The organism is Gammaproteobacteria bacterium (assembly GCA_029881255.1).
Lineage (GTDB): Bacteria > Pseudomonadota > Gammaproteobacteria > S012-40 > S012-40 > JAOUMY01.
Genome location: JAOUMY010000005.1, coordinates 215,330 through 239,270, shown reverse-complemented (window position 1 = coordinate 239,270; position 23,941 = coordinate 215,330). Strand labels below are relative to the sequence as shown.

Here is a 23,941-nt window from a genome sequence, read left to right as displayed (position 1 = left end):
TTTTTGGCAGATAACAAAACCGTTTCACAGCGACACCCCTTGAGTCACCCTAACTAATTGATACTTAGTAATTTAATTGCCCACTAATGGGGGTGATTCCGATATACTGTCGGTAGCTAAAATTGACTCTGTATAACCATTGTTTTACCTTTGTATAACATTTCCAAATAGTCCAACAACCTATAAGAACAGGAGTATGTAATGCAAAAATCCGCCAAAGTGTTCCACCCAGCTGAAAAGGCTAATCTGATGCGTGACAAGGCGATGAAAGTTGCGCTACGCCGTAAGGAAGAGTTTCTCGGTGCTCGCGTCCCCAAGGCTTTGAAAACAAAGGTGATACAACGGGCTGATGAATTGGGGATCCCCGTCTCATTGTTGTTAAGGCGGGTGTTGGAAGATGTATTCCTGGAGGAGCAACCATCCATCAAGCTTGATTTGATCAAAAAGAATACACCTCAAGTCGAGTCTAAAAACGAGTTCGCGGATGTGATTGCCTGGAAGACTATTGTGCTTAATCGCCGTTGTTCTTGTGATAGTTGTGGTGAGCCTATGCAAGTTGGCGAGCGAGCTGAAATGGGTATTTGTCAGTCCAGCAGTCAAACACCAATTGTTTGTGAAAGTTGCCAGAAGAATGCAGTAAACGGTCACAATGCATAGATTATTAGTACTGCTACTTTATCTTGTTTCACTGGGTGTTGAAGCGGCAACACCTGGTTTGGATCTCGACTTTGAGTTTCCCAGCAGTATTGATGTACCGACTGAAAAAAATAATCTGATTAAATATGATTTTGGAGGCTATGTTAAAAATGAAACGGCCTATCGTTTTGACGAACCGCGTATCTACACAAAAATCAGAAATATTCTTCAGCTAAAAAATGAAGTTTCTATCGGCAAGTGGTCCAAATTCGTCGCGACCGGCTGGGGATATTATGACAGCGTGTACGATGTGTTTGACGAAGAGACTATCGCAGCGCGATATGTACGCGAAGAAAAAGAGGTTTTAACCTTTGTTGAATTGATCATTGCTGGTCAGGAAAGAGATCAAAAGAGGGCCGAGTTGCGCGAACTCTATCTCGATTTATACATCAAAAATCTCGATCTTCGCATCGGAAAGCAATATGTGATCTGGGGCGTTCTTGAAGGGATGCGTATTGTCGATGAAATTAATCCGATGGATTTTCGCGAACTAATACTTCCCGGTCTCCTTGACTATCGCATTCCGCTTTGGACCTTAAAGGCCGACTACTACGGTGAGAACGCCAGTCTGCAACTACTGTGGATTCCTGAATTGAAATTTCACCAACCCGCGGTAAAAGGTTCTGAGTGGGAGTTGTTTCAGGTTTTACCTTCCACGACGCAACCGAACAATTTTGATCCCATGTATTCGGAGTTTGGCGTACGTCTAAGTACCAGGATAAACGAGACAGACCTGGCGCTGAGTTATTTTTATACGTGGGATGACTATCCTGCAACATTTCGTATTATTTCTATCGATGATGTCACCAGCGTGGAAACCAGTAATGAGTTGGCGATTCTTCCCACCTACACCCGAATGACGATGTATGGTTTAACCGCTACGCGGGAGATTGGTGGAGATATTCTGAAGGCCGAATTTGCATATGTGACGGGGAAATATTTTGCAATCGAAGATCACTATGAAGACGGTTTTTTAGTCAGCGATGGCGAAGTTCAACGTGACCACATTCGCTGGGGTATCGGCTACGATTTTTCGCTTTGGGGAGCCGACTTTTCTCCCTCTATTTCGCAATGGATGATATTGGACTACAGTCCCGACATTCTCAGCAGACGATTCGATACCACATTTAATGTCTTTCTACGTAAACCACTGCAAAAACAATCGGCAGTCTTTACGTTGCTCTACATACGCTTAATCGAATTTCAGGAAGACTACATCAAACCAAAGATTACATTTAATCTGACAAATCAATTTCAGGTGATGTTTGGCCTTGATCTATTTACGGGTAATCGTACACAGTTCGGGCGCGCATTCTCGACAATTGATCCAGGCGGTTTGACGGATGTCGAACAACGGGCACAGTTTCTCGGAAACTTTCGCGACAATCGACGAGTGTTTCTCGAATTCAAGTACGACTTTTAGCAAGGCGATGGGAAGGTAAACAATGCTAAAGAATTTCTATCTTACAGGTGTCAAATTTCCACGAGCTACGATAGCTACTATTCTCGTGTTTACTGCTTTCTTTGGAAGCCAGCTAGATAAGTTGCGTTGGGAGACTGATGCTCGAGTCTACTTACCCAAAGGACATGAAGCGATTATCTATGATGAAAAAGTTGACGATGCGTTTGGTGTACGAGATACCGTCATCATTGGAATTGAAAATCCGGATACCGTATTTAACATAGAAACGCTGACACGCATTAAACGGCTATCGGAAAAACTGGCTGCTCTTCCTGGCGTTCAGGCAACGCGTTCAAGTGATGTGGCTTCGATTGCAACGGCTACACGATTTACTGGCGATGAAAAAACGATTGGTTCGATTCCTTTAATGGAACGTTTGCCGCAGACTCAAGCGGAAATTGATGCACTGAAAAAACTTGTTTTCGACAATGCAGACTTGTTTGTCGGTAACATTGTTTCTGCCGATGGTAAGGCGGCTATGGTGCGCGCCAAGCTAAAAGAGGGCATGGTCAATCGCTGGATGACGTATTGGCAGGTGAAAGGCATTCTTGGTGCAGAAACCGGGGAAGATAGCGGTGGATGGAGTGGTAACTGGGGTGATGGCAGCGGGGATTGGAAGAAATGGCAAAAGGAAAAGAAAGGAGACGATGGTCAGTGGAGTGAAGACCAGGTCAAGTGGTGGAAGCAGCAACAAGGTGAAACAACTGAGACCAAGGCCGTCGAGGAAAAGCCAGTTGTTGAAAAATCGAGTGAAACACAGTGGTCTGAAGAGCAACTAAAGTGGTGGAATTCAACTAAAGCCAAAGAAGAAGAGGAAGAAGAATGGGCTGCCAGCGAATTTTCCAACTCAACAGCGAAGAATATTAAAAAAGCAGGGCCTCTGTCGTCTGATACGTCTGCTACGCAAACACCAGAAAATGTCTCTGCCCCGAAAGACATCAAAGACACGTTTTATCTCGCAGGCCGACCCGTTATCGAAGTCTCTTCCGGCACCTACGCACTGGAAGACATGCAAATCATGATACCCATGGTTGTGGCCGTGATGGCTTTGGTGTTGCTGGTTATGTTTCGTTCCGGTCGAGGAATGTTGCTACCCATTGTGGTAATGGGTTTTGCGATCGTCTGGACTATGGGGTTACAGACGTTATTTGATGTTCCTTTGTATACGATTTCCACTATGTTGCCAGTCATACTCGTAGCCGTCGGCATTGGCGATTCAGTACACTTACTTAGTGCCTATTTTGATGCAGTCTTGAAGGATCCTCACCGTGACAGCCGGCTCATTGTAAGCGAGGCAGTTAGCCGCCTGGGCGCGCCGCTAATCATGACGTCACTCACAACGGCCATAGGTTTCGCGGCCCTTTTCTTTGCTGATATGCCGCCTTTTAGAATTTTCGGTGTATTTGCGATGATAGGGATCATACTGAGCTGGTTAATTTCGATTATGTTTATACCCGCGGTATTGACTCTCATGAAACCACGTGTAGCGAATTTCTATGCAAGACGACGCGCGCAACGTGTTTATGAAGAACAGAGTCGACTCTCATGGTTGTTGATACGCATCGGTGAACAGGTCAATGAGCGTAAGTCGGTTCTGGGCGCCGTGCTCGCAGTTTTGGTATTGGTCGCAGGTTTTGGCTCATCAATGCTATTTGTCAATTCCAGCTGGTTGAGTGATTTTCGTGAAGACAGCGACGTCTATGTTGCAACTCAGAAGTTGAATGAAAAATTCTCCGGCACCGTGTTTCTTAATGTGGTTATCGAATCGCAACAGAAAGATGCTTTTAAAGATCCTGAATTGCTACGCAGGATTGAAGGTTTGCAAACCTTTGTGGCGGAATTGCCCTATGTGGGTGATTCCTTGTCGGTGGTGAATTATCTTAAGAACATGAACAAGTCGCTGCACGAAGATAATCCGGCTTACAACAAGTTGCCGGAGTCACGCGATCTGATCGCTGAATACCTGTTTCTGTTTTCTGTTTCAGGGCGTCCGGATCAATTGGACCAGGTGGTGGACTTCGATTACAAGCAAGGTCTGGTAACGATAGCGATACAGACTGATTATACAAAGCATCTGAAACATATTATCGATGAAGTAAAGACCTATGTTGCAAGAGAGTTCGAAGGTGCCGGAGTCAGTATTAATTATGCTGGTTCTGCAAACAATTCCTATATCTGGGCAGATTTGCTAATCGGAAGTCAGACTTCGGCGATTGTATTCTCCAAGTTGGTGATTTTTGTGGTGGCGGCGCTAGCCTTTCTTTCCTTGATTGCGGGGTTGTACGTTGTTATCCCAGTGACCCTGTCTACGCTGATTGTCGCTGGTTTTGCGGGTCTTTTTTCGATTCCGATGGATGTCTCAACGGCCTTGGCAGCGGGTATTGCTATCGGTGTGGGTGTCGACTATGCGGTGCATTATGTTTATCGATACATTAGCGAACGACAACAAGGCCTGAATCATATCGACGCTACAGCAGCGACCTTGCGTACCACAGGCAGAACAATTGTATTTAATGCCACAGTAGTTAGCGCCGGTTTTGCCGTCTTATTTCTGTCGCAGTTTCCTCCACATGTGAAACTGGGCTATTTCGTTACGGCATATATGTTGGTGAGTTGTTTAGTAGCGTTAGTTGTGCTACCCGCATTGTTTTCTTATTACAGACCTGGGGATAAACGGGGGGCGTAATGTTTAGAAAAAGAACACCTTGGTATATCTTACTATTGTTTTCTCTGCCGTTGTCATCGCATGCGCGTCTTGATGAGCCAGGGTGGATATTCACGCCGACTATGGGGCGCAGTGGACCGCAGTTAAAAGCGCTCAACGATGGCTTATTTAAAATGCCACTGGTAGGGCAGTCGGAAATAACGACAGATCTGCCAGAAGATATTGAAGGCGCATCCTCATATCCGCCTAAAGGGTTTAACATTACGAATCCACTTGACCCGGTTCCTGTGTGGTGGGAAGCCGGCTTGGAAATTCGTCGAAATTTTGGGAAGAAAAATGACTTTGTTATCGGTTTTGGAATTTGGGAAGTCAATTCCTTTTCTCCCAACCTGGATGTAACTTTTCCACTTCAGGGTGAGCCCGAGAATGAAGCACTCTATTCACGAAGGGCAAAATTTTCCTATACCCAATATTATGTTGGGTTGCGACGCTACTTTCTCGAGCGTAGTAGCCGATTTAATCTGTATATAGATACCGCAATACATGATTTGTTTGATATTGATTACAAAGATGTCCACAAGATATTTTTCGTTTCCGGTGCGCCCGCAGGATTCAGTCGGAATATAGTCTTTGAAACACAAGCAACGGGATTGCTTTTATTGCAGTTTGGCCTAGGTGCTGAGGCCAGGTTGGCCGATCGGTTTTCCATCAGTTTGTCGGGTTCCTATGCTCTTGGCGTGAAGAATGCGACGCTAAAAGGCATCACAACCAAACATGATTTTAATAACGGTGACCGCTTGTTGTCCGCGCCTACTCCGATGTTGGTAAATAGAGACGGCTATATCGAATATTTACTACCTGATGGCGTTAATCGGCGACTTGCAACTTTTCGGTTGGATGGATGGCGCGCGCAGCTGAAGTTTAATATCGGATTCTGATTGGAATTCGATTTGTCTGGTCAAAAGAGTGCAGGCCGTATTTTTTAAGCGGGTACCTATGCCTTACACGGTTAACAACGCTATACAGAGGATGGTCACGGCAGTTCGTCTCTTAGTGATGATGAGTGTGCTCGTGTCTCTTCCTGTGTTTGCAGAAGATGACGAGACTGTTAAGCGCCTCTTGGAGGAAGGTGCGGCGGCAATGAACCTCAAAGATTTTGATAGCGCTTTGCAAATCTATAATAAAATTTTGGTGTTGAATCCGAATCACCCCGAGACCTATTTTCGTCTTGGGCAATTGTCTATCTTTAAGAAAGATGCTGAAGGGGCACAAAAAAATCTGTTACGAGCTACCCAGCTAGATCCCTTGAGTTCTCATTACAGTCTAAATCTTGGGGCCTTTCTGGAGCGCATAGGCAAGCGGAACGAGGCCTTAGAAGAATACCAACGCTTGGTTGATACCGGTAGTCGCGATAGTGGCGTGAAGGAGGCTGAAAAGCGATTGTCATTGGCGACGGGTCAGGCACTTGCAAAAAAGGGGGAGATGAGCGCGGCTTTGCTGGTTTTCAACGGTTTGCAATTGGACTATCCAGAAGATCCCATAATACTTGCGAACATTGGCGCAACCTATGTATTTCTCAATCGCATTGAAGAAGCGGAAACAACGTTTAAGAAACTCGTCTCTATCGAGCCTCGTCATATTATTGGTCATATGAATCTGGGTAATATTTATGAACGCTCTAATCGACCCGATGATGCAATGCGGCATTTTAAGATCATAATCGATATTAACGCCGATCCTAATATCACTTTAGAAGCCAAAATCCGATACGGAATTATCAATGGACGAGAGTATCTGCGCCGGCAGGACTGGTCCAATGCGGTCAAAATTTTTCAGGAAGTAGTCAATCTCGACCCAAAAAGAACGGAGGCGTTTTTCAACATAGCATTAGCAAATCTGAATCTTGGGAACGTGTTGCAAGCTGAAAAAGGATTTAATGCAGTTTTGAAGGTCACGCCGGATGACTTTTCTGCTCGCCTTAACTTGGGTAACCTCTATCTCGATATCAAACGCTTCAGTGAAGCAAAAGAACAGTTTCAATATATTATTGATAGAGATAAAGGTCGATACGCCCAAGAAGCCAGCGTGCGTATGAACTTTATTCACACATCCGTAGCGGATGAAGCATTGCAAGCTGGGAAAGTGGAAGAGAGTTTGCGTGAGTATAAAAAAGCCTTGGACTATTATTCCGGTAATGTGCGCGCCAGCTTTAATCGTGGGTTGATTTATATTAAGCAGAGTAAATACGAGGAGGCTAGGATCGAGTTTGAATCTGTAATCAGGCACGATCCACAAAATCTTCGCGGTCGCGCGAATCTTGCTAATGTATATGAACAACTCGGTGATTTAAGCAAGGCAGCTGAACAATATGAAATCATTATTCAAATCGATAAGGATAGTGAAGAAGGAAAGATCGCATCCAGTAAATGGCGTATCACAAAGGCAAGAGGATTGTGGGCAGAGAAAAAGCTTTCTGCTGCGCAAAAGGTTTTTGCAGAGATAGTGGCTGATCAGCCTAATAATATAGAAGCACTCTTCTATCTTGGCACTATACAGCAGAGCAAGGGCCTTCTTGAGGAGTCTGCAGGAGCATTTCATCGAATATTGCAGGCACGCCCAGGAAATCAGCGCGTTCGGTTATTGTTGGCTAAGTTGTATGAACAATTGGGTTTGGATCAGTTGGCCGCCTCAGAATATCAGCAAATTATATTCAACGGTGCTGAAGCTGAGGTGGTAAATGAGGCGACGGTTCGCTTGAGTCTGGTGGAAGGTCGATTAAGCGGCTTTTCAAATAACTATAGTTATGTCTTTCTGGCGGATAGTAATGCAAATATGAACGATGCATCGTCGTTTCCCGAAGTGCGATCCGATATGTCACTGAACGTCCTGTATTCACAATCGTTATTGGATGACTTAAGTTATAAACTCATATGGCAGCCTAGTTTTTCACAGCTTCATATAGCCCAGGTCAGCTATTTGAATAATAACTATTTAGTCAATATCGTTAAAGGAACTCCTCGCGCAAACTTCACCATACAGTATGGTCAACAGAATCAGGCATCATTAGAAACTGAGGGTGATTTAAGTAATAGCTGGAATCTACAATTCACCGATGTCCGTACGTTGTTTTTACCGGCAGCATTTAAGCTGGCACCAGAGGGATACGAAGGGGAAAATATCTCAACGGGACTGAGTATTAGCGGAAGTTTACGAAATATACAGACATATGCGGAGAGCAAGTATTTCGCCTACTCCGGTAATGTCGGTTTCAACTTGAATCAAGCCTTGGCAAAAGGCTTTGGTGCAAGTGTTGGTTATCAGCTGATTGTGAACTGGATACCGCCGGACAGGCATAACAAAGTCATTCAAGAGAATGTTTCAGTTAGGCGTGATCCATTGACAGGTTTAGATGTGCCGGTTGTTGGTGCTGGACAGCTGGTTACCTTTGATTCTAAGGACTATGTTTATAACGGGCATAGCGTATCTGTTGGTTTGAATCGCATGCTTTCTCCTGGTGTAAACGGAATGCTAATGGCGAATGCCCAATATATCGGCTATTTAAATCCCGATTCTGCTTCAAAAGAAGGGAAGCGACGAAATAATCTGAATCTCACCTTGAATGCGACGATCAATTATAATTTCTTTAAGGACATGAGTTTTTATATTTCAGCGATGTTCCAGAAAAATCTGTCTTCATTGCCTACCGGTTTGCAAACAACTAGCGAAGCCGTGGCGACGTTTCAAAGTACTTCTTTGGGGGATGTTACAAGGCTTAATCTAAGCGGCGGATTCAATATGAACTTCTAGAGGTATTCTCTGCGCAAGTTCAAGAAAGCGATTTCAACGTTACAAACAAACACACAATCTGTATCGATTGCGCATGTTCGTTCTTTTTTGCTTTGCCCTCACTCGCCAACCCATTCAAAGTGATTGGCAATTCAGGTAAATCTTCTTACGTACAATAGTTGAATTGCGTGAGACTGACTATTTGGCGTGGCAGGTGAGACACAAATCACTTCCCGTGTTTCCGGTTAGCGTGTCAGTTCCGTCTGTGCTAGCAATGGTAACGCTTCTTCCAACACGTAGAAAGCTGGGGATGAAATGTGTCTCGGTTTTGTCGCCGGCCACCGCCACTTCAGCAGCTACGCCATGAGGATCGTGGCAAGAGCCACACTCCACTTCATACCCCTCTCCGGTGTCATATAGACGTACTTCATTTGGGTCGGCGTGTTGGTTATCGTTCAGATCCCAAAAAGCGATCTTCGTCTTTTTAATATCGGGTTCTTTATAATCTGCTTCAGGTCCAAATTCTTTTGGATACTGAACACCAATGGGGTGATCATCGGCCAGGAAGCGGGCTGATCCTATTGTCCCCAAAGCAAGCAAACCGTCACTATCAAGGCCGCCAGTTTGGGCCCTGGCCTGGTTTCCGATCAAAAATGCTTCAAAATTGGGGGCATTTCCAGCGCCGCCGGACGGGCTTGCTGAGTGACAGCTTAAACAGGGACCGGCGCCATTATCACCAAAGCCGTTTAGAGAATAGTGTCCAGTTCCCGCGCCATTAGAAGGGCGATCGGCGCTCAGATTTGGGTTGGGTTGAGAAACAAGTAATGGGTCACCATATTTGTCTGTTTGCTCAAATAATTTGTTTCCGTCGGCGCCCCAATTGTCCAGCCAGAACTCGTCTACACCGCTTTGTTGGTTGACGTTATAACCCGCTCGATAGGCGCCGCCAAGCTGCGTAGGCATATTAATAATCGAATCTATAGCTGTAACCCCATCGTGACAGGATAGACAAGTCAAAGAATTGGGGCCAGGTTGGGACATTTGTCCACCGGCAAGGCTGTTGGCATTGTTGTAAAGCGTGTAGGTGCGTTGAGTGACGGTACGGTTCCACAGTGGTGCCGCCGCAGTCGCATTGGCCCCATGCGGTGTATGGCAGTAAACACAGACTTCGTAGTAGTTATTTCGAAAAGGCCCCATGATGCCTTGTGCCTCTTCGCGCAAGTAGGACATGGTGAGGTTATGGCGAGTATTGGAAATGCCTCCCCATCTGGTCGCCGTATTGCCGTTTTTGTCTTCGTAGGTCGCATCAGGCTGGTTAGGCGCGCGCGAGGCGTTCCACCCGTCCGCCAGGACTGGCCCAAGGAATAGACCTGCAGCAGTGGCGCCTAGCACACCTGACCATAGTCGGCTTCCCCGAAAACGACGCTTTTCCATACCCCTCACTTGCTCTTTCTTTTCCTTTCGAGGCGCAATTAAACCTTAAAGCTGCGCCGATTCGAAACCAAGGTAATGTACGGGAGCAGATAAACCCTGTCAAACCCAAACATAGTTTTTACCACAGTATTTTGGCCAAGAACTGGCCGTATTTCGGATAGTTAGGATATTGACTTTGCAATTGGAGTGCGGGCGGTATAATGGCGAAGTCGTCAAAATATTGGTTAAGCGTGCATGATTAATATTCAAGGCCTGTCCAAAACCTATGAATCGGGTTTGCAGGCGGTAAAAAATCTGAATCTGGAAATAAAAGATGGCGAAATACTCGCCTTGTTAGGGCCGAATGGCGCAGGAAAAAGCACAACCATACGCATACTGACGACACTGAGTGGCTTCGACGAAGGAAGTGTCACTATAGCAGGGCACGACGTGGATCGTGAGCCAGAGCTGGTACGTCAGGCCATTGGATACGTGGCCCAGGATACCGGGATAGACTATTTTTTGACCGGACGAGAAAATCTGCGTCTACACGGTCAGATGTACCGCATGACCAAGCGCGACATCAAGGCGCGCATCGAAGAACTGGCCGAATACTTTGAGCTTAGCAGGCACCTCGATACCTTGGTATCCGCATACTCAGGCGGGATGCGACGCAAACTGGATATTGCGACCGCGCTTATGCACCGTCCCAAGGTGCTTTTCCTCGACGAGCCTACTCTAGGCCTTGATACCAAGAGCCGTCAAAACCTGTGGCGTTATATCGAGAAACTCAATATCGAGCTTGGACTCACCATATTGTTGACGACTCATTACCTCGATGAAGCAGACAAGCTTTCCTCTCGTGTCGCGATTATCGATCAAGGCGAAATCAAGGCCCTGGATACCGCTGAAACCCTCAAAACCGCGATACAGGGCGATGTGGTATCCATGGAGTTTGCCGATGAAAGCGACGAGATGCAAAACTTCAGTTGGCAATTGCGCCAACACGATTATGTAAAAGACGCCACCTGGGAATCAGACAAATACCATTTATATGTCACTAATGGTGCCGAGGCCATACCCAAGGTAATTCAGGCCGCAACCGGGGCCGGGATCACGGTTAAAAATATCAGCTTCGCTCGTCCAACCCTCGACGATGTGTTTATCAAACATACCGGCAGTAGTCTGCAGGGGGACAAAGAAGAAGGCGGCGAAGAGTGGTGGCACCAGTGGGCTGGAAAAGGCGGTGGTAGCGGCAAGTGGGCCAAGCAATGGCAAAAGTGGCAGAGCGCAGAGGAAGAGGAAAGCGCTGACAATAGCCAGGATTGGAAGAAGTGGCAGCAGGGCATCGGTCAGGAAAGTGAATCGAACGATAGCGAGCAACAGTGGCCCCAACAAGCGCAATGGCAGAATTCGAAGAATTCGGGCGAGCCTCCGGAGTGGCCAAATCAAGGAGAGTGGCAAGCTGGTGAAGCAAGCCCCGAGAGTGCAGAGATGTCCTCAAGGCCTCGGCAAGACGACGGAGTTGCTCAGGTAAACAGCACAAGAAATGAAAACGATTCGCAAAACTGGCCTGACCCCAGCCAATGGCAGGGCAAAAATGCCGCTGGTGAACACGCTTCCTGGTCTGATAAACAGTTATCAGACAAGTCTGGTGAAGATCAACAGTGGCCGAACCAACAATGGTCTGATGACAAATCGACAGAGGAGCAACCGTGGCCTAAGAAAGGCGATTGGTCGAATGATTCCTCAGATAAATCCAAGTAACGTGTAGCGAGAGAAGATTGCATGCTTGCAGATACCTGGCACCTGTTTAACAAATATATGGTCATCACCCGACGTATGCCGTTGTGGTCATTGTTCTCTTTGATACAGCCTTTGTTGTGGCTGTTTATTTTTGGCTCTTTGTTCGCCAGTTTTGCGAAATTGCCAGACTTCCCCGGCGGAACCTATATCACATACTTTGTCCCAGGTGTTTTGATCATGACGGTTTTGTTCGGATCGTCCTGGTCTGGCGTGAGCCTGCTACGCGAAATCAGTGCGGGTACGGTTGATAAAATGCTCGTCTCGCCGGTATCGCGAAGCGCCATAGTTTTAAGCCGTGTACTACACTCGGCAGTGCAAGTGGTGGTTCAGGCGTTTATCGTATTAATTGCTGCTTGGGCATTGGGCGCAGATACCAGTGCTAATTTGATTAACATCACCTTGGCGATGTTGGTGATATTGCTGTTGGGTGTTGCGTTTGCAAGTATATCCAATGGATTGGCCATCATGCTGCAAAGGGAAGAACCTCTGGTCATCATGGGTAATATGATGACGCTACCATTGATGTTTTTCTCTAGCGCAATGGTACCCGAGAACTTCATGCCGACCTGGATTAAATATGTCGCCAAAATAAATCCGGTGGAATACGGTACTAGCGCAGTACGCGCAATACTATCACCGGAGACAGACTATGCAGCCTTTGGACAAGGCTTGTTGGTGATGAGCATATTCACCTTTTTAACACTTATGTGGGCGATATCCGCGTTCAAATCCCTGCGAGACTAATTCGCGTCACGATAGCGGCTAATGGTTTTAATTCGTGCGTGTGTTGGCGTGTAAATAAATTATTTTGCGCCACAAACAGGACAGCCGGGGTCTTTTTTCAGTTTCATCGTGCGCCATTCCATGGTTAACACATCCATCAATAATAAACGCCCAATCAAAGGCTCGCCGAAGCCGCATAAGACCTTGATTGCTTCGGTGGCTTGAATGCCACCAACGATACCGACCGCCGGTGCCAATACGCCATTTGATGTACAGGTTTCGTCGAGGTCGCCCGTATCTTTATACAAACAGTGATAGCAGGGGCTGTCATCACGTCGTGGATCAAATGTTGAGATCTGCCCTTCCATTCTTATTACTGAGCCGGATACCAAGGGTGTTTTAGTTTCTACGCAATATTTGTTTGCGGCGAAGCGTGCGGTGAAATTATCAGTGGTATCGAGTACAACGTCAGCCTTTTCGATCTCAGTGCGTAATGCATCACCTTCGAGTTTCTGGTTAATAGTCTCCACACGGATGTGACGATTAAGTGATTGCAAAGTGTGCTTGGCCGAATCAACCTTCAAGGTTCCTACGTCAGCTTCACCATGCATAATCTGTCTTTGTAGATTATGTTCTTCCACCACATCGAAATCACAAATCGTGATGTGGCCTATACCGCTACTGGCGAGATACATAGCAACGGGCGAACCCAAGCCACCGGCGCCCATAATCAGTACGCGTGAATTAAGCAGGGTCTCCTGACCCTCGTAATCCATCTGAGGCAACATAATATGGCGGCTGTAGCGTTTGAGCATGCTGTTGTCCATATCCATCCGCTATCCTCAATTACCAGTGGTATACGACAACTGAGTCGACAGGTGTGCGGCCATCGTCAGCCCATCCGCCGACCAGGTAAATAGCCTTATCCATTACAGCGACCCCCATTGCGGCTCGTGGATAGGGCATAGGCGGTAAGGCTATCCATTCACCACTGCTCAGGTCGTAATAGCTGGCGCGATTGTGAATATTGTCGGTACTATAGCCGCCAAAAAAGAAAATCTTGTTATCTGTCAGGCACATACCGTGACCTGCGGCGGGCCAGGGCAATTTGATATCCGCGTCCTCTTGCCACTGATTTGACCTTGGGTCATAGACTTCAAAAAAGTCGAAATTGTTGAACCCCTGAGGTGTAAAGGCTACCCCTCCGCTTGTGTATATCTTCTGCTCGTGGCTGACAGCCGCAGCAGCAAATCGGGGAGTAGGCATGTCGGCAATCTGCTCCCAGTCCGCCTGCCCTGGGCGCCAGCGCTCACAAAAGCTGAAGCCAGGATCAGTTTTTGGACCACCGAGACAGGCCTCAGGGTGATGTCCTCCCAGAATATAGATGCTTCCATCTAAAAGACTCGCCGCCGGGTAGTCGTGGGGCTGGTGCATATCGGGGCCGCGAGACCACTCATCGGAACGTGGGTCGTAAATCTCTGTGGTGGGCAAAAACTGGAAATTGCCATCAGGCTTTTTGAAGCCGCCACCAACCACATACATGTTGTCGGCAATACCGAATCCGGCGGTGCCAGAACGCTTGGTAGGCATATGTCGCAGGTTTTGCCATTTCCCCTTTTGAGGGTCTAGGCACACGACGGAATCCAGACTTTTGAATTCGGGGCCACCGCCACCAAAGATGTAAAGCCGACCCTCATAGGGAATGACAGGGCTGTGGGAACGCGCCTCTGCCATGACTGGCAGAACCTCCCAATTACCGCTTTTGACAGACATAGTGTTCCTTTATGGTGATATTTGCTGACTTATTAATATTCAACATATTTATCTGCGGATTGAAACATGTTGAGCCATACTTGCCTAGTATCAAACGCCTGTAAAATTTAACCGTGCTTATCTGTCGTGCATCCCTCACACTGCCGGGCGATCTCAACTATATTTATAATAGCGACCGGTGGATAATATTTACCCTTTAAAAATTAGCCTATTGAACGATAACCGGGGCGAACTTCAACTAATTCCAGATGACTTTGCTCCAATAGCTTTGTTCGCGGACGAAATGTTTTTTGCAGAAACTTCGATATGCTAAGCCAATATTAAAATTTATAGGTGATATTGTCCTAACAAGTTGAAAAGCTCGGCTAAATTCTACGATAATACGCGCTTTCTTGTATCCCGAGGGACGATCGTGTAGGCTTAATAGCATAGAAGAATGCTTTGTTATTATCAGACGTGATAATAAACAGGTGGGAAGACAGGTTAGCCTGTTAAGCGAATAAAACTAATGGGTTTTGGGGGTGTGGACGTGTTTAATAACGCAAACTTCGGTGATACGAAGGACACAGATATAACAACAATTGATGGTCGTAATACACAACAAACGACTAAATATGCACCACTCAAGGACACTTTCGGTCGTACATTTGACTATGTCCGAATAGCCATCACTGAAAAATGTAATCTCCGATGTACCTATTGCATGCCCGAAGAAGGCGTGGATTTCAAGAATGGTGAGCAAATACTAACCGCTGATGAGATTCTGCGTGTAGTGCGGGTACTGGCCGAAATGGGAGTTAAGAAGGTTCGCTATACCGGTGGTGAGCCCCTGGTCCGAAAAGATATTGTAAAGCTGGTTGCAGGTGCGGCGAATACGCCCGGCATCAAAGGCGTACATGTAACAACCAACGGAATTATCTTTCCTAAATACGCAAAGCAGCTACGTGAGGCAGGCCTTACCGGTGTCAACATCAGCCTCGATACAATAGATCCCCAGAAGTTTCACGATATTACCCGTCGCCCGGGTGAAGACAAGGTGCTTGAAAGTATCGAACTGGCGTCCAAGCTAGGCTTTCCACGAGTTAAGGTTAATAACGTCGTGATGCGCGGTTTCAATGATGGTGAACTCGAAGTGTTCACCGAAATGACAAAAGACAAAACCATCACCGTACGTTTTATAGAATTTATGCCATTTGATGCAAATCAAATATGGGAAACAGGCGAATATTTTCTGAGTGCAGAAAGTATGATCAAGTTTCTCAAAAACCGTTATCCGGACATTGAGATCGCTTCTGGAACGCGCACGGAGCACCATATTTATCAGGTGCCTGGTTATAAGGGTAAGATTGCGATTATTCCCGCGTTCACGCGCAGCCTGTGCGGCAACTGTTCACGTATTCGACTGACGGCAGATGGTGGCATACGCAACTGTCTGTATTCTGATCAGGAATTTTCACTGATGGAACTCTTGCGTGGCGGTTGCACTGATGAAGAAATCGTTGCGATGTTCCGCCGTGCATTTCGTGAAAAAGCAAAAGACGGTTTTGAAGCCAAGAAACGCTCTGCCATGCGCGAATCGGTGGTCAAGTTTGAAGGCCGCACCAGCATGACGCAAATCGGCGGTTAACCTTTCATATAAAAAGGCCCGTATATTACGGGCCTTTTTCCTCAATGGACGAACTGGATGCGCTCCGCGCATCAATGAACCCCGCTGTAAGCGGGTAAAATACAGAAAGAGTGAAGACTATGCATAATGATCTGACACACTTCAATGCTTCTGGTGAAGCACATATGGTGGACGTGGGTAGCAAACATATCACTACACGTGAGGCGGTGACCGAAGGTCGAATTTATATGGAAGCAGACACGCTACGCCGCATCATGGAGGGAGATCATAAAAAAGGCGACGTACTGGGAATCGCACGTGTCGCTGGAATTATGGGCGTGAAAAAGACCTCGGACCTTGTTCCGCTTTGCCATCCCTTACTCATCACGAATGTCGAATTAGATTTAACACCTGAGCCGGAAACAAACTCGGTTTATTGCAAATGTGTAGTGCGTTGTAACGGACAAACCGGTGTGGAAATGGAGGCATTGTGCGGCGTACAAGTAGCCCTGCTGACTATATACGATATGTGTAAGGCGGTAGACCGTGGCATGAGAATAACTGACGTGCAATTAAATAAGAAAGCCGGCGGAAAGTCCGGCACCTGGGTACGTGAGGGGAAGTAAGAACGATGAAAATTTCAGTAAAATATTTCGCGAATATGCGCGATGTTATGGGTAAGGCCGACGATGTGGTGGAATTGACCGGTGGCGCGACGATTAAGGATTTATGGAGCCTAGTATCAAAAAACGCTATGCCTGAAAACACGCTGATTGCTGTGAATATGGAATACACTGACGTGGCGCATGCTCTGTCAGAGGGCGATGAAGTGGCCTTTTTTCCACCCGTCACTGGAGGTTAGTCCCGTGAAAGTCGTTGTACAAGAGGCTGTATTCAGTCCGTGGGAAGAATTGTCCCGCTATGAAGAAGAACATTTGGAACTGAGTAAAATTGGCGGCTCTGTTTCTTTCGTCGGTACCATGCGTGATTTCAACGAAGGTATCGAGGGCATCTCGACGATGTATCTTGATCACTATCCCGGTATGACGGAAAAGCATCTGGAAGCCGTGTGTAATGATGCCATGAAGGAGTGGGACATAATTGACGCCTTTGTCTTACACCGTGTTGGTCTAATTAAGCCTGCGGAAGCAATCGTGCTGGTTGGCGTTTGGTCAGAACATCGTGCAATGGCATTCGATGCCTGTCGTTTCATCATCAATGATTTGAAACATCGTGCGCCTTTCTGGAAGAAGGAAGCGACGCCTGAAGGTGAGCGCTGGGTGTCTGGAAATACTGCCGACGAATCCGCTGCCAGAATTAGCAAATAAATTTGTATTTTTAGTTCTAGAAAACGGCTATCCCTTGATAGCCGTTTTTTTTTGCTCTGGTTTTACAAATAATAAAAGTCGATCAATGCCAGGCGGCAACGGGCTAGGTCGGCATAAAAGTATGGCGTGGGAATTTCGTTTTGCCCTGCCTAGTCACCTTGCATTTGAATCTGATGGACAGATTGTTAATCTTTAGTCCATACCAGGGTACGATTGTTTGCGGGCATTTCAAAATCTTGAGTGAACGTCATACCGGCGGTATCTGCAAGCACGCATAAATCCTCGAAATTCTTGATGCCACTATTGTGGTCGCGCGATTTTAACCATAGATCGAAGCGTGCATTACTATCGCTGGTATAGGTGCCGTTATAGTTGAAGGGGCCATATAATAAGAAAACCCCGCCCGATTCTAAAAACTTACCAACGCCGACAAACATACATTCAACTTCGGACAGCGACATAATATGCGCGGTGTTTGCGCTGTAAACTGCATCGTATGATGGCATCTCCGGCCAGGGCGAGCACACATCAAGATCAAGAGGCGGTAACACATTCTGGAGCGAAGCTTCTTCAAGCCACATCAGAATACCAGAATGATTTTCCAGTCGATCTGAGGTTTGCCAATGTAATTGTGGGAATTGAGAGGCAAAAAATACGGCATGTTGTCCGGTGCCAGAGCCTATCTCTAAAACTCGTTTGCGTTGGGAAAGATAGGGTTTAAGAACAGTGAGAATAGGGTGTTTATTTTGTTCGCAAGATTCGGCAAAGGGCTTCATTGTAGTCGTGTCATTCTTCGATCTGCTATTGAATAGTAGATAAAGAATAACATAAGCACCGACATGAATATGCCGAAATAGGCGAGGGGGTGGCGAATGATTTCAGTAATTACCACGATAAGCTGTCGCGTAATCAATCTTGCGCTGTCGTGTTGGCGAATAAACTGAGCTATTGGAGGAGAAAGAGCGTAATAAGCGTTTACCAGCCATTTGCCGAAGGTATTAGTAATCAAGTACTGATCTCTAAACTCACGAAGTTGTTTCACCTGGGGAGCCAGATGGCTGCCATATGCTGCTGTTGCTATAAAGCAGGCAGGATTTCCGGCTACATCGTTTTCCAACCCAGTTCCTTGAACTTTGATGACTAACGCCTCCATTCCCATAGCGTTCGATGGAATGGTGATGTCCGCTTGACGTAGTCCAGCAGAGCGAGGTGAAAAGTTGATGTCGATGGCGCAGCTTTCGCCGGCTTCTATTATACGGTCAGAGCACTGATCTCGTCCGGGCGCAAATTCATTTCTGTTACTTGTTGTGATGACGATAGTCCCAATCTCTAGCCCGATCTTGCCTGTGTTAGTTAAGGTAATTGTTTTAGTGTCACCTATATCGCTTATGATGTGAAAGCTTCCGAATTCCAGCGCAAAAGGTTGAGGGTAAATATCCGCATAAAATTCGGCAGTTGCTACGGGCATAATTAATGCCGAGGTATCACTTTTATCGATATTAGGAATGACTTTGCCATTGTTCAGACTTAAGCCCATTGCCATAAATTCGGGATCCATGTGAGAACTAGTGGAACTAATGACTTTTTCATACGATGCAACGTTGAAAACGTTATCGCCCGCAAGCGGGGCTTGGCTACGGCCGTAGTCGAGCAAACTTTGTAGCTCGATGATATTGGCCATACGCCATTCCTTGCTTTGAACATTGGTGGCCAGGCACTCGTCGAAAGTGGCGGAAAAACGATTTTCTCTGTCGATGTAATTCAGAGCTTCTTCCCACGTCAGCGAATTAATACAATTTATATTTTTTAACCACAGCAGGCCGGTTAAACGGTCCAATACAGTTCCGTTTTGTTGATCGATATAGCGTTCGCCAACGAGTTTGCGTCCGACTTGCAGATCGCCATCGTCGCCGACGCGATAACTTGTCTGCTGTCCGCTGGACTGTAATATCGAATCTTTGGTAAAGCGAACAGCGGAAAAAATATGATAGTCCTTATCGAAAGAAGATTTATCGACTATCAGCGTTTCACTGCCTTTCAAGTTAACAATCCAGGCTTTGTTGGTATTTGCGGCTGCGGTGGTTGAGGTCCACACGGGCATGTGGACTTTTCCTGTATTCAGAAAGCCGTGTGAGGCCACGTCTGGGAGTAATAACCAGTCGAGCTGACTTAGACGAGTGTCGATACCGTGGTTGATTAGAGATGTCATTTCAACAATATTTGCAACATGCCAGTCGCTGTATCGTGCGCTGTATTCCATGCAGTGGACTGTTCTGGAGGTGTCGTTTAAAGCGTCTACAAATCGAAAGGCGTCTTCCCAATCACCACTGGCGCCGCCAGGAACGATTTTTATAGTATCCGAACAGCTAACATCTTTTAGCCACATTAATCCGGTTAAGTTGTCGGTGAGTGTGCCATCGCCGTTATCGGTGAATCGAGGTTCGGGCCAACTTCGGCCTATTTGCGTGGCACCATCGTCGTAGCGGGTCTGGCCGACTTTTCGTCCGGACTGGGGAAGGTCAACAACCGCGGCCTGGGCCGCAGTTGCTATGCATAACAAGCAAAGAACCAGTGTCTTTGTAATTGAAAAGCTCGCGATTTGAATAGCCATGGAGCTATCGCAAAGAATAATTAATGTACGTCGGCAGTCTGTTCAACCATTAGGGATTCTAGCCAGGACTTTTCCTGTGACAGATTCCAGTCCTCTATATTGACCGAAAAGACTTCGTTATTTGTCTGATTGAAGCTAACGGTAACGATGGTCGTAGCATCTTCCCATTTCAGTGTTGAAACACCATTGGGTTGAGTACTCAATTTTCCGTTCCCACCGAAAAATCCGGATAATTCGTCCTTAACGACGTTTAGCATCGGTGTATCTGGTGTGCGGGAAATCAAATAAAGTTCACCGTTGAGGAAAAAGAAATCGACCCCTTGAGCATTGCGGTGTTCAGGCACAAACTTTCGAATTTTTTCACTCGAAAGTGTGGCCAGTGTTTCTTTTTGTAAGCAAACGGGACAGGCAGCGGGAGCAATGTCGGTGAGACGAATAAAAGCACCCTCGCTCATACCTAGCTTGAACGGACCATAGTCGCGAGGAATATCCATTACACCAACGGAACCGCCGGCAAAAACAGGTTGAAATATTGCGCTTGCCGCCAAACTCACAACGATAAACAGATTTTTAATACGCATTTCGATCTCCCCCGGAGACGCCGGCTTAGTGTTTTCCGGCTTTATAAAAATTCTTGTTATTTTTGCCCTAACGGCTTAAACATCTCTTAATTCAACAAAAATCGGGACTTATACGCCTTTTAGCCATTGGGCTACTGTTTTCGCGTAATAGGTTAGTATGCCGTCAGCACCAGCACGCTTCATCGATAATAACGCCTCCAGAACCACGGCTTTTTCGTCCAGCCAGCCGTTTTGACTGGCGGCTTTTAGCATCGCGTATTCGCCGCTGACATGGTAAACAAACGTTGGCGCGCCAAAGGTTTCCTTGATGCGGTAGACGATGTCCAGATAAGGCATGCCTGGTTTGATCATAACCATATCTGCGCCTTCGTTCAGGTCCAGGGCAACCTCGCGCAGCGCTTCGTCAGAGTTGGCAGGATCCATTTGATAGGTGTATTTATTACCACCACCCAGGTTGGCAGCCGATCCAACAGCATCACGGAAAGGACCGTAATAACTGGAGGCATACTTGGCCGCATAGGCGAGGATTCGGGTCAGGCGGAAACCTTCTCTTTCCAATGCCTCACGGATGGCACCGATACGACCGTCCATCATGTCCGAAGGCGCGACGATATCTGCACCGGCCTCGGCGTGGGAAACCGCCTGCCGGATTAAAACTTCCACGGTTTCGTCATTTAGAACATATCCACTCTCGTCAATCAGACCGTCCTGACCATGAGTGGTGAACGGGTCCAGCGCGACGTCGGTGATGATGCCCAACTGGGGTGTATGTTTTTTTAACGCACGTACCGCACGCTGGGCCAACCCATCCGGGTTATAGGCCTCGCGTGCGTCCAGCGTTTTCTTCTCAACAGGAGTCACCGGAAATAGCGCAATCGCAGGTACCCCTAACTCAACCAATTGTTCCGCCTCTTTCAAGAGCAGATCGATACTGATTCGCTCTACCCCTGGCATCGATGGAATGCTTTGGCGTTGATTCTCACCTTCCAAAACAAACATGGGGTAGATCAGGTCATTGGTACTCAGTGTATTTTCCCGCATCAAACGGCGACTGAATTCATCGCGTCGCATACGGCGCATACGCGTGAAGGGAAAGGGGCCCTGAGATTCGTTTTCTAGTGACATGTATCAAATCCTGTCTTTAAAGTGCATCAACTACTTCGCTCAAGCGAGTAAATATATCATTGATGTCACCTTCTGCCATAATGCGTTTAAGCTTATCCTGGTTCTGGTAGTAGCCTACCAGCGGAGAAGTTTGTTCCTCGTATACGTCCAAGCGTTTACGAACGGTGTCTTCGTTATCGTCGCTACGGTGTGTGAGTGCGCCGCCGCATTTATCGCAGGAATTTTCCTTGGCTGGTGGTGAGAAATAGGTGTTGTACATCTGTCCACAATCACCGCAGGTGCGACGACCAGAAATGCGTTTTACGACTTTCTCTGGATCAATATCAAACAGAACGGCGCCATCAATAGACCACTGCAAATCTCTTAGCATTTGATCCAGCGCTTTGGCTTGAACCAGGGTGCGAGGAAATCCATCCAGGATAAATCCTTTTTGTGCATCTTTCTCAGCCAGGCGCTCGCGTATCATACCGAGCACGAGTTCATCGGATACCAGTTGACCAGCCTCGAGAATCTCCTTGGCCTGTAATCCTAATGGTGTTCCGGCCGCTACTGCTGCTCGAAGTAAATCGCCTGTAGAAATTTGTGGGATGTTAAGTGTTTCGACTAACATTTTTGCCTGAGTGCCCTTTCCAGAACCCGGTGCGCCTAACAAAATAATTCTCACCATAAATAGTTTTCCTTGACGTTGGTCGATGATTGAGATAAGGGAGATAAACTACCTTTGTGAAGGATATCAGTCAAATAGGATTCCCTAATGTCCCTATGAGACTTTGGATGTGTGGTTTCGCGGCAAGTTCGGTTATAATCCCTGCCTATTCGCCCATAATAAACGTATATACGCTTTCAGGAGATAAACATGAGCTACAACGATATACCGGCCGGCAAAGACGTTCCAAACGACGTCAATGTCATCATTGAAATTCCCGCTTTGAGCGAACCGATCAAATACGAAATCGACAAAGAATCTGGCGTACTGTGGGTTGACCGGTTCGTTGGTACTGCGATGCACTATCCTTGCAACTATGGTTACATTCCACAGACCTTAGGAGAAGATGGCGATCCAGTAGATATACTTGTGGTAACACCTATACCTTTACGCCACGGTTGCGCTATTCGTTGTCGCCCAATCGGTGTGTTACACATGGTGGATGAATCTGGACGTGATGAAAAGTTATTGGCGGTACCGGTCGGTAAGTTAACCACCAAATATGACAATGTAACGGAAAGCAGTGATTTGTCTCCCTTACTTTTGGACCGGATTAAACACTTTTTTGAGCACTACAAGGATTTGGAGCCGGGCAAGTGGGTAAAAATGGAAGCCTGGGGTGACGCAGCTGCTGCGAAGGCTGTTATCAAGAAAGGTGTGGAAGCCTATAACAAAGCATAAACACCAATTGCGATCAGATCCATGAGGGGCTATGACAACACATGATCACGCCCATGAACATGGGCACCACCATCATCACCATCATGCGGCAACAGGTAACACACTTGTTGCTGCACTTTCTATTACCTTCATCTTTGCGTTTGCAGAATTAATCGGCGGTTGGGTTTCCGGCTCGCTAGCGTTGCTAGGTGACGCAGGTCATATGTTTAGCGATGCGGCAGCCTTGGGTCTAGCCGCATTTGCTGCATGGATAGCTCGTCGCCCCCCTTCCAGTCGCCATAGTTATGGCATGGTAAGAGCGGAAGTGTTGGCTGCACTCGTAAATGGTTTGTTCATGCTGGCCATAGTTGCGGGGATAATAAACGAGGCAATAGACAGATTGCAGAAACCGACAGAAGTCGATGGCATGTTGGTGATATGGATAGCCTTTGCCGGTTTGATAGTGAATATACTTGTTGCTTATATGTTAATGCGTGGAGAGCAATCGCTGAATGTGAGAGGCGCATTATTACATGTTATGGGAGATTTACTTGGTTCAGTAGCAGCCTTGATTTCCGGCGTTGTTATCGTAAATTTTGGATGGAACATTATTGATCCGTTATTGTCGATATTCATCTGCCTTTTAATTCTCATTTCTACTTTTCATTTATTGCGGGAAGTCACCAATGTCATTATGGAAGGCGTACCCCTGCATATTGATTTTGAACAGGTAGGCAAGCGCCTGGCGGGTCAAGCAGGAGTGTTTTCAGTTCATGATCTTCATATCTGGACCTTGGCGTCCGGAAAAGTTGCGCTTTCTGCGCATATAGTTGTGCGTGATTTCGAAAGCTGGAGTGAAGTACTTGGTCGCTTGCAGTCATTTTTGCACGATGAATTTGAGATTGATCACGTAACCTTGCAACCTGAAACTTCGGTGGTTGAAATTCCAGTATCAAAAATTCAGAAACAACGCTTGCAACCCCAGTGATTTGCCTTACTC

The 23,941-nt window shown here is 46.7% G+C and carries 21 protein-coding genes; 13 read left to right on the top strand and 8 right to left on the bottom strand.

What is annotated here, in order from left to right; all coding sequences use genetic code 11:
• Nucleotides 1-201 precede the first annotated feature (201 nt).
• From OEZ43_12115 to OEZ43_12095, 5 genes are read left to right on the top strand one after another with little or no spacing between them, the layout of a single operon-like run.
• Nucleotides 202-657, top strand: coding sequence for a hypothetical protein (locus tag OEZ43_12115; GenBank protein ID MDH5546330.1), 456 nt, complete (start codon nt 202-204; stop codon nt 655-657).
• A complete protein-coding gene (locus OEZ43_12110) occupies nt 650-2,119 on the top strand; it encodes a DUF1302 domain-containing protein (protein ID MDH5546329.1) in 1,470 nt (489 codons plus the stop codon). Before OEZ43_12115 ends, OEZ43_12110 begins: the two co-directional genes overlap by 8 nt.
• Before the next feature lie 22 nt (nt 2,120-2,141).
• Complete coding sequence (locus OEZ43_12105) at nt 2,142-4,844, top strand: MMPL family transporter (GenBank protein MDH5546328.1); 2,703 nt, start codon at nt 2,142-2,144, stop codon at nt 4,842-4,844.
• Nucleotides 4,844-5,761 (top strand): hypothetical protein, encoded by a 918-nt coding sequence (locus tag OEZ43_12100; GenBank protein MDH5546327.1) that lies wholly within the window; start codon nt 4,844-4,846, stop codon nt 5,759-5,761. The genes OEZ43_12105 and OEZ43_12100 overlap by 1 nt, the downstream gene beginning before the upstream one ends.
• A gap of 58 nt (nt 5,762-5,819) precedes the next feature.
• Nucleotides 5,820-8,630 (top strand): tetratricopeptide repeat protein, encoded by a 2,811-nt coding sequence (locus OEZ43_12095; GenBank protein ID MDH5546326.1) that lies wholly within the window; start codon nt 5,820-5,822, stop codon nt 8,628-8,630.
• Nucleotides 8,631-8,807: 177 nt separating this feature from the next.
• Here the strand turns inward: OEZ43_12095 and OEZ43_12090 are convergent, their stop codons facing one another.
• The gene (locus OEZ43_12090) at nt 8,808-10,043 is read right to left on the bottom strand and encodes a hypothetical protein (protein ID MDH5546325.1); all 1,236 of its coding nucleotides are present in this window, start codon (nt 10,041-10,043) and stop codon (nt 8,808-8,810) included.
• Nucleotides 10,044-10,277: 234 nt separating this feature from the next.
• Here OEZ43_12090 and OEZ43_12085 point away from each other — a divergent pair, with 234 nt between their 5' ends.
• Nucleotides 10,278-11,789, top strand: coding sequence for an ATP-binding cassette domain-containing protein (locus OEZ43_12085; protein ID MDH5546324.1), 1,512 nt, complete (start codon nt 10,278-10,280; stop codon nt 11,787-11,789).
• A gap of 21 nt (nt 11,790-11,810) precedes the next feature.
• Nucleotides 11,811-12,572: an ABC transporter permease gene (locus tag OEZ43_12080; protein MDH5546323.1), complete on the top strand. Its 762-nt coding sequence runs from the start codon at nt 11,811-11,813 to the stop codon at nt 12,570-12,572.
• 59 nt (nt 12,573-12,631) lie between these two features.
• On the opposite strand, the gene moeB is transcribed toward OEZ43_12080, so the two are convergent.
• Both moeB and OEZ43_12070 read right to left on the bottom strand, forming a co-directional pair.
• The gene (gene moeB / locus OEZ43_12075; GenBank protein ID MDH5546322.1) at nt 12,632-13,378 is read right to left on the bottom strand and encodes a molybdopterin-synthase adenylyltransferase MoeB; all 747 of its coding nucleotides are present in this window, start codon (nt 13,376-13,378) and stop codon (nt 12,632-12,634) included.
• A gap of 19 nt (nt 13,379-13,397) precedes the next feature.
• Complete coding sequence (locus OEZ43_12070) at nt 13,398-14,324, bottom strand: hypothetical protein (protein ID MDH5546321.1); 927 nt, start codon at nt 14,322-14,324, stop codon at nt 13,398-13,400.
• A 529-nt stretch (nt 14,325-14,853) separates the two neighbouring features.
• Here OEZ43_12070 and moaA point away from each other — a divergent pair.
• The 4 genes from moaA (at nt 14,854) to OEZ43_12050 (ending at nt 17,258) form a co-directional block, all read left to right on the top strand.
• Nucleotides 14,854-15,951: a GTP 3',8-cyclase MoaA gene (moaA, locus tag OEZ43_12065; GenBank protein ID MDH5546320.1), complete on the top strand. Its 1,098-nt coding sequence runs from the start codon at nt 14,854-14,856 to the stop codon at nt 15,949-15,951.
• A 119-nt stretch (nt 15,952-16,070) separates the two neighbouring features.
• A complete protein-coding gene (gene moaC / locus OEZ43_12060; protein MDH5546319.1) occupies nt 16,071-16,556 on the top strand; it encodes a cyclic pyranopterin monophosphate synthase MoaC in 486 nt (161 codons plus the stop codon).
• Between the two features lie 5 nt (nt 16,557-16,561).
• Nucleotides 16,562-16,792: a MoaD/ThiS family protein gene (locus OEZ43_12055; GenBank protein ID MDH5546318.1), complete on the top strand. Its 231-nt coding sequence runs from the start codon at nt 16,562-16,564 to the stop codon at nt 16,790-16,792.
• Nucleotides 16,793-16,796: 4 nt separating this feature from the next.
• Nucleotides 16,797-17,258, top strand: coding sequence for a molybdenum cofactor biosynthesis protein MoaE (locus OEZ43_12050; protein MDH5546317.1), 462 nt, complete (start codon nt 16,797-16,799; stop codon nt 17,256-17,258).
• Between the two features lie 185 nt (nt 17,259-17,443).
• On the opposite strand, the gene OEZ43_12045 is transcribed toward OEZ43_12050, so the two are convergent.
• The 5 genes from OEZ43_12045 to OEZ43_12025 form a co-directional block, all read right to left on the bottom strand.
• Nucleotides 17,444-18,034: a class I SAM-dependent methyltransferase gene (locus tag OEZ43_12045; GenBank protein ID MDH5546316.1), complete on the bottom strand. Its 591-nt coding sequence runs from the start codon at nt 18,032-18,034 to the stop codon at nt 17,444-17,446.
• A complete protein-coding gene (locus OEZ43_12040; protein MDH5546315.1) occupies nt 18,031-19,869 on the bottom strand; it encodes a DUF1566 domain-containing protein in 1,839 nt (612 codons plus the stop codon). The genes OEZ43_12045 and OEZ43_12040 overlap by 4 nt, the downstream gene beginning before the upstream one ends.
• Nucleotides 19,870-19,889: 20 nt before the next feature.
• Complete coding sequence (locus OEZ43_12035; protein MDH5546314.1) at nt 19,890-20,450, bottom strand: hypothetical protein; 561 nt, start codon at nt 20,448-20,450, stop codon at nt 19,890-19,892.
• Nucleotides 20,451-20,558: 108 nt separating this feature from the next.
• The gene (hemB, locus tag OEZ43_12030) at nt 20,559-21,575 is read right to left on the bottom strand and encodes a porphobilinogen synthase (GenBank protein MDH5546313.1); all 1,017 of its coding nucleotides are present in this window, start codon (nt 21,573-21,575) and stop codon (nt 20,559-20,561) included.
• Nucleotides 21,576-21,591: 16 nt separating this feature from the next.
• Nucleotides 21,592-22,239, bottom strand: a complete 648-nt coding sequence (locus OEZ43_12025; protein MDH5546312.1) for an adenylate kinase — start codon at nt 22,237-22,239, stop codon at nt 21,592-21,594.
• Nucleotides 22,240-22,431: 192 nt separating this feature from the next.
• Here OEZ43_12025 and ppa point away from each other — a divergent pair, with 192 nt between their 5' ends.
• Both ppa and OEZ43_12015 read left to right on the top strand, forming a co-directional pair.
• Nucleotides 22,432-22,962, top strand: coding sequence for an inorganic diphosphatase (ppa, locus tag OEZ43_12020; protein MDH5546311.1), 531 nt, complete (start codon nt 22,432-22,434; stop codon nt 22,960-22,962).
• Nucleotides 22,963-22,993: 31 nt separating this feature from the next.
• Nucleotides 22,994-23,929, top strand: coding sequence for a cation diffusion facilitator family transporter (locus tag OEZ43_12015; GenBank protein MDH5546310.1), 936 nt, complete (start codon nt 22,994-22,996; stop codon nt 23,927-23,929).
• Nucleotides 23,930-23,941: the final 12 nt, after the last annotated feature.

What these genes read in the sequence shown, in the direction of transcription:
- OEZ43_12110 (MDH5546329.1), top strand. Translation starts at nt 650, where the DNA reads ATGCATAGATTATTAGTACTGCTACTTTATCTTGTTTCACTGGGTGTT.
- OEZ43_12080 (MDH5546323.1), top strand. Translation starts at nt 11,811, where the DNA reads ATGCTTGCAGATACCTGGCACCTGTTTAACAAATATATGGTCATCACC.
- OEZ43_12035 (MDH5546314.1), bottom strand. Translation starts at nt 20,450, where the DNA reads ATGCGTATTAAAAATCTGTTTATCGTTGTGAGTTTGGCGGCAAGCGCA.
- OEZ43_12040 (MDH5546315.1), bottom strand. Translation starts at nt 19,869, where the DNA reads ATGGCTATTCAAATCGCGAGCTTTTCAATTACAAAGACACTGGTTCTT.
- OEZ43_12115 (MDH5546330.1), top strand. Translation starts at nt 202, where the DNA reads ATGCAAAAATCCGCCAAAGTGTTCCACCCAGCTGAAAAGGCTAATCTG.
- OEZ43_12095 (MDH5546326.1), top strand. Translation starts at nt 5,820, where the DNA reads ATGCCTTACACGGTTAACAACGCTATACAGAGGATGGTCACGGCAGTT.
- OEZ43_12090 (MDH5546325.1), bottom strand. Translation starts at nt 10,043, where the DNA reads ATGGAAAAGCGTCGTTTTCGGGGAAGCCGACTATGGTCAGGTGTGCTA.
- OEZ43_12015 (MDH5546310.1), top strand. Translation starts at nt 22,994, where the DNA reads ATGACAACACATGATCACGCCCATGAACATGGGCACCACCATCATCAC.
- moeB (MDH5546322.1), bottom strand. Translation starts at nt 13,378, where the DNA reads ATGGACAACAGCATGCTCAAACGCTACAGCCGCCATATTATGTTGCCT.
- OEZ43_12045 (MDH5546316.1), bottom strand. Translation starts at nt 18,034, where the DNA reads ATGAAGCCCTTTGCCGAATCTTGCGAACAAAATAAACACCCTATTCTC.
- ppa (MDH5546311.1), top strand. Translation starts at nt 22,432, where the DNA reads ATGAGCTACAACGATATACCGGCCGGCAAAGACGTTCCAAACGACGTC.
- moaC (MDH5546319.1), top strand. Translation starts at nt 16,071, where the DNA reads ATGCATAATGATCTGACACACTTCAATGCTTCTGGTGAAGCACATATG.
- hemB (MDH5546313.1), bottom strand. Translation starts at nt 21,575, where the DNA reads ATGTCACTAGAAAACGAATCTCAGGGCCCCTTTCCCTTCACGCGTATG.
- OEZ43_12105 (MDH5546328.1), top strand. Translation starts at nt 2,142, where the DNA reads ATGCTAAAGAATTTCTATCTTACAGGTGTCAAATTTCCACGAGCTACG.
- OEZ43_12100 (MDH5546327.1), top strand. Translation starts at nt 4,844, where the DNA reads ATGTTTAGAAAAAGAACACCTTGGTATATCTTACTATTGTTTTCTCTG.
- OEZ43_12055 (MDH5546318.1), top strand. Translation starts at nt 16,562, where the DNA reads ATGAAAATTTCAGTAAAATATTTCGCGAATATGCGCGATGTTATGGGT.
- OEZ43_12070 (MDH5546321.1), bottom strand. Translation starts at nt 14,324, where the DNA reads ATGTCTGTCAAAAGCGGTAATTGGGAGGTTCTGCCAGTCATGGCAGAG.
- OEZ43_12085 (MDH5546324.1), top strand. Translation starts at nt 10,278, where the DNA reads ATGATTAATATTCAAGGCCTGTCCAAAACCTATGAATCGGGTTTGCAG.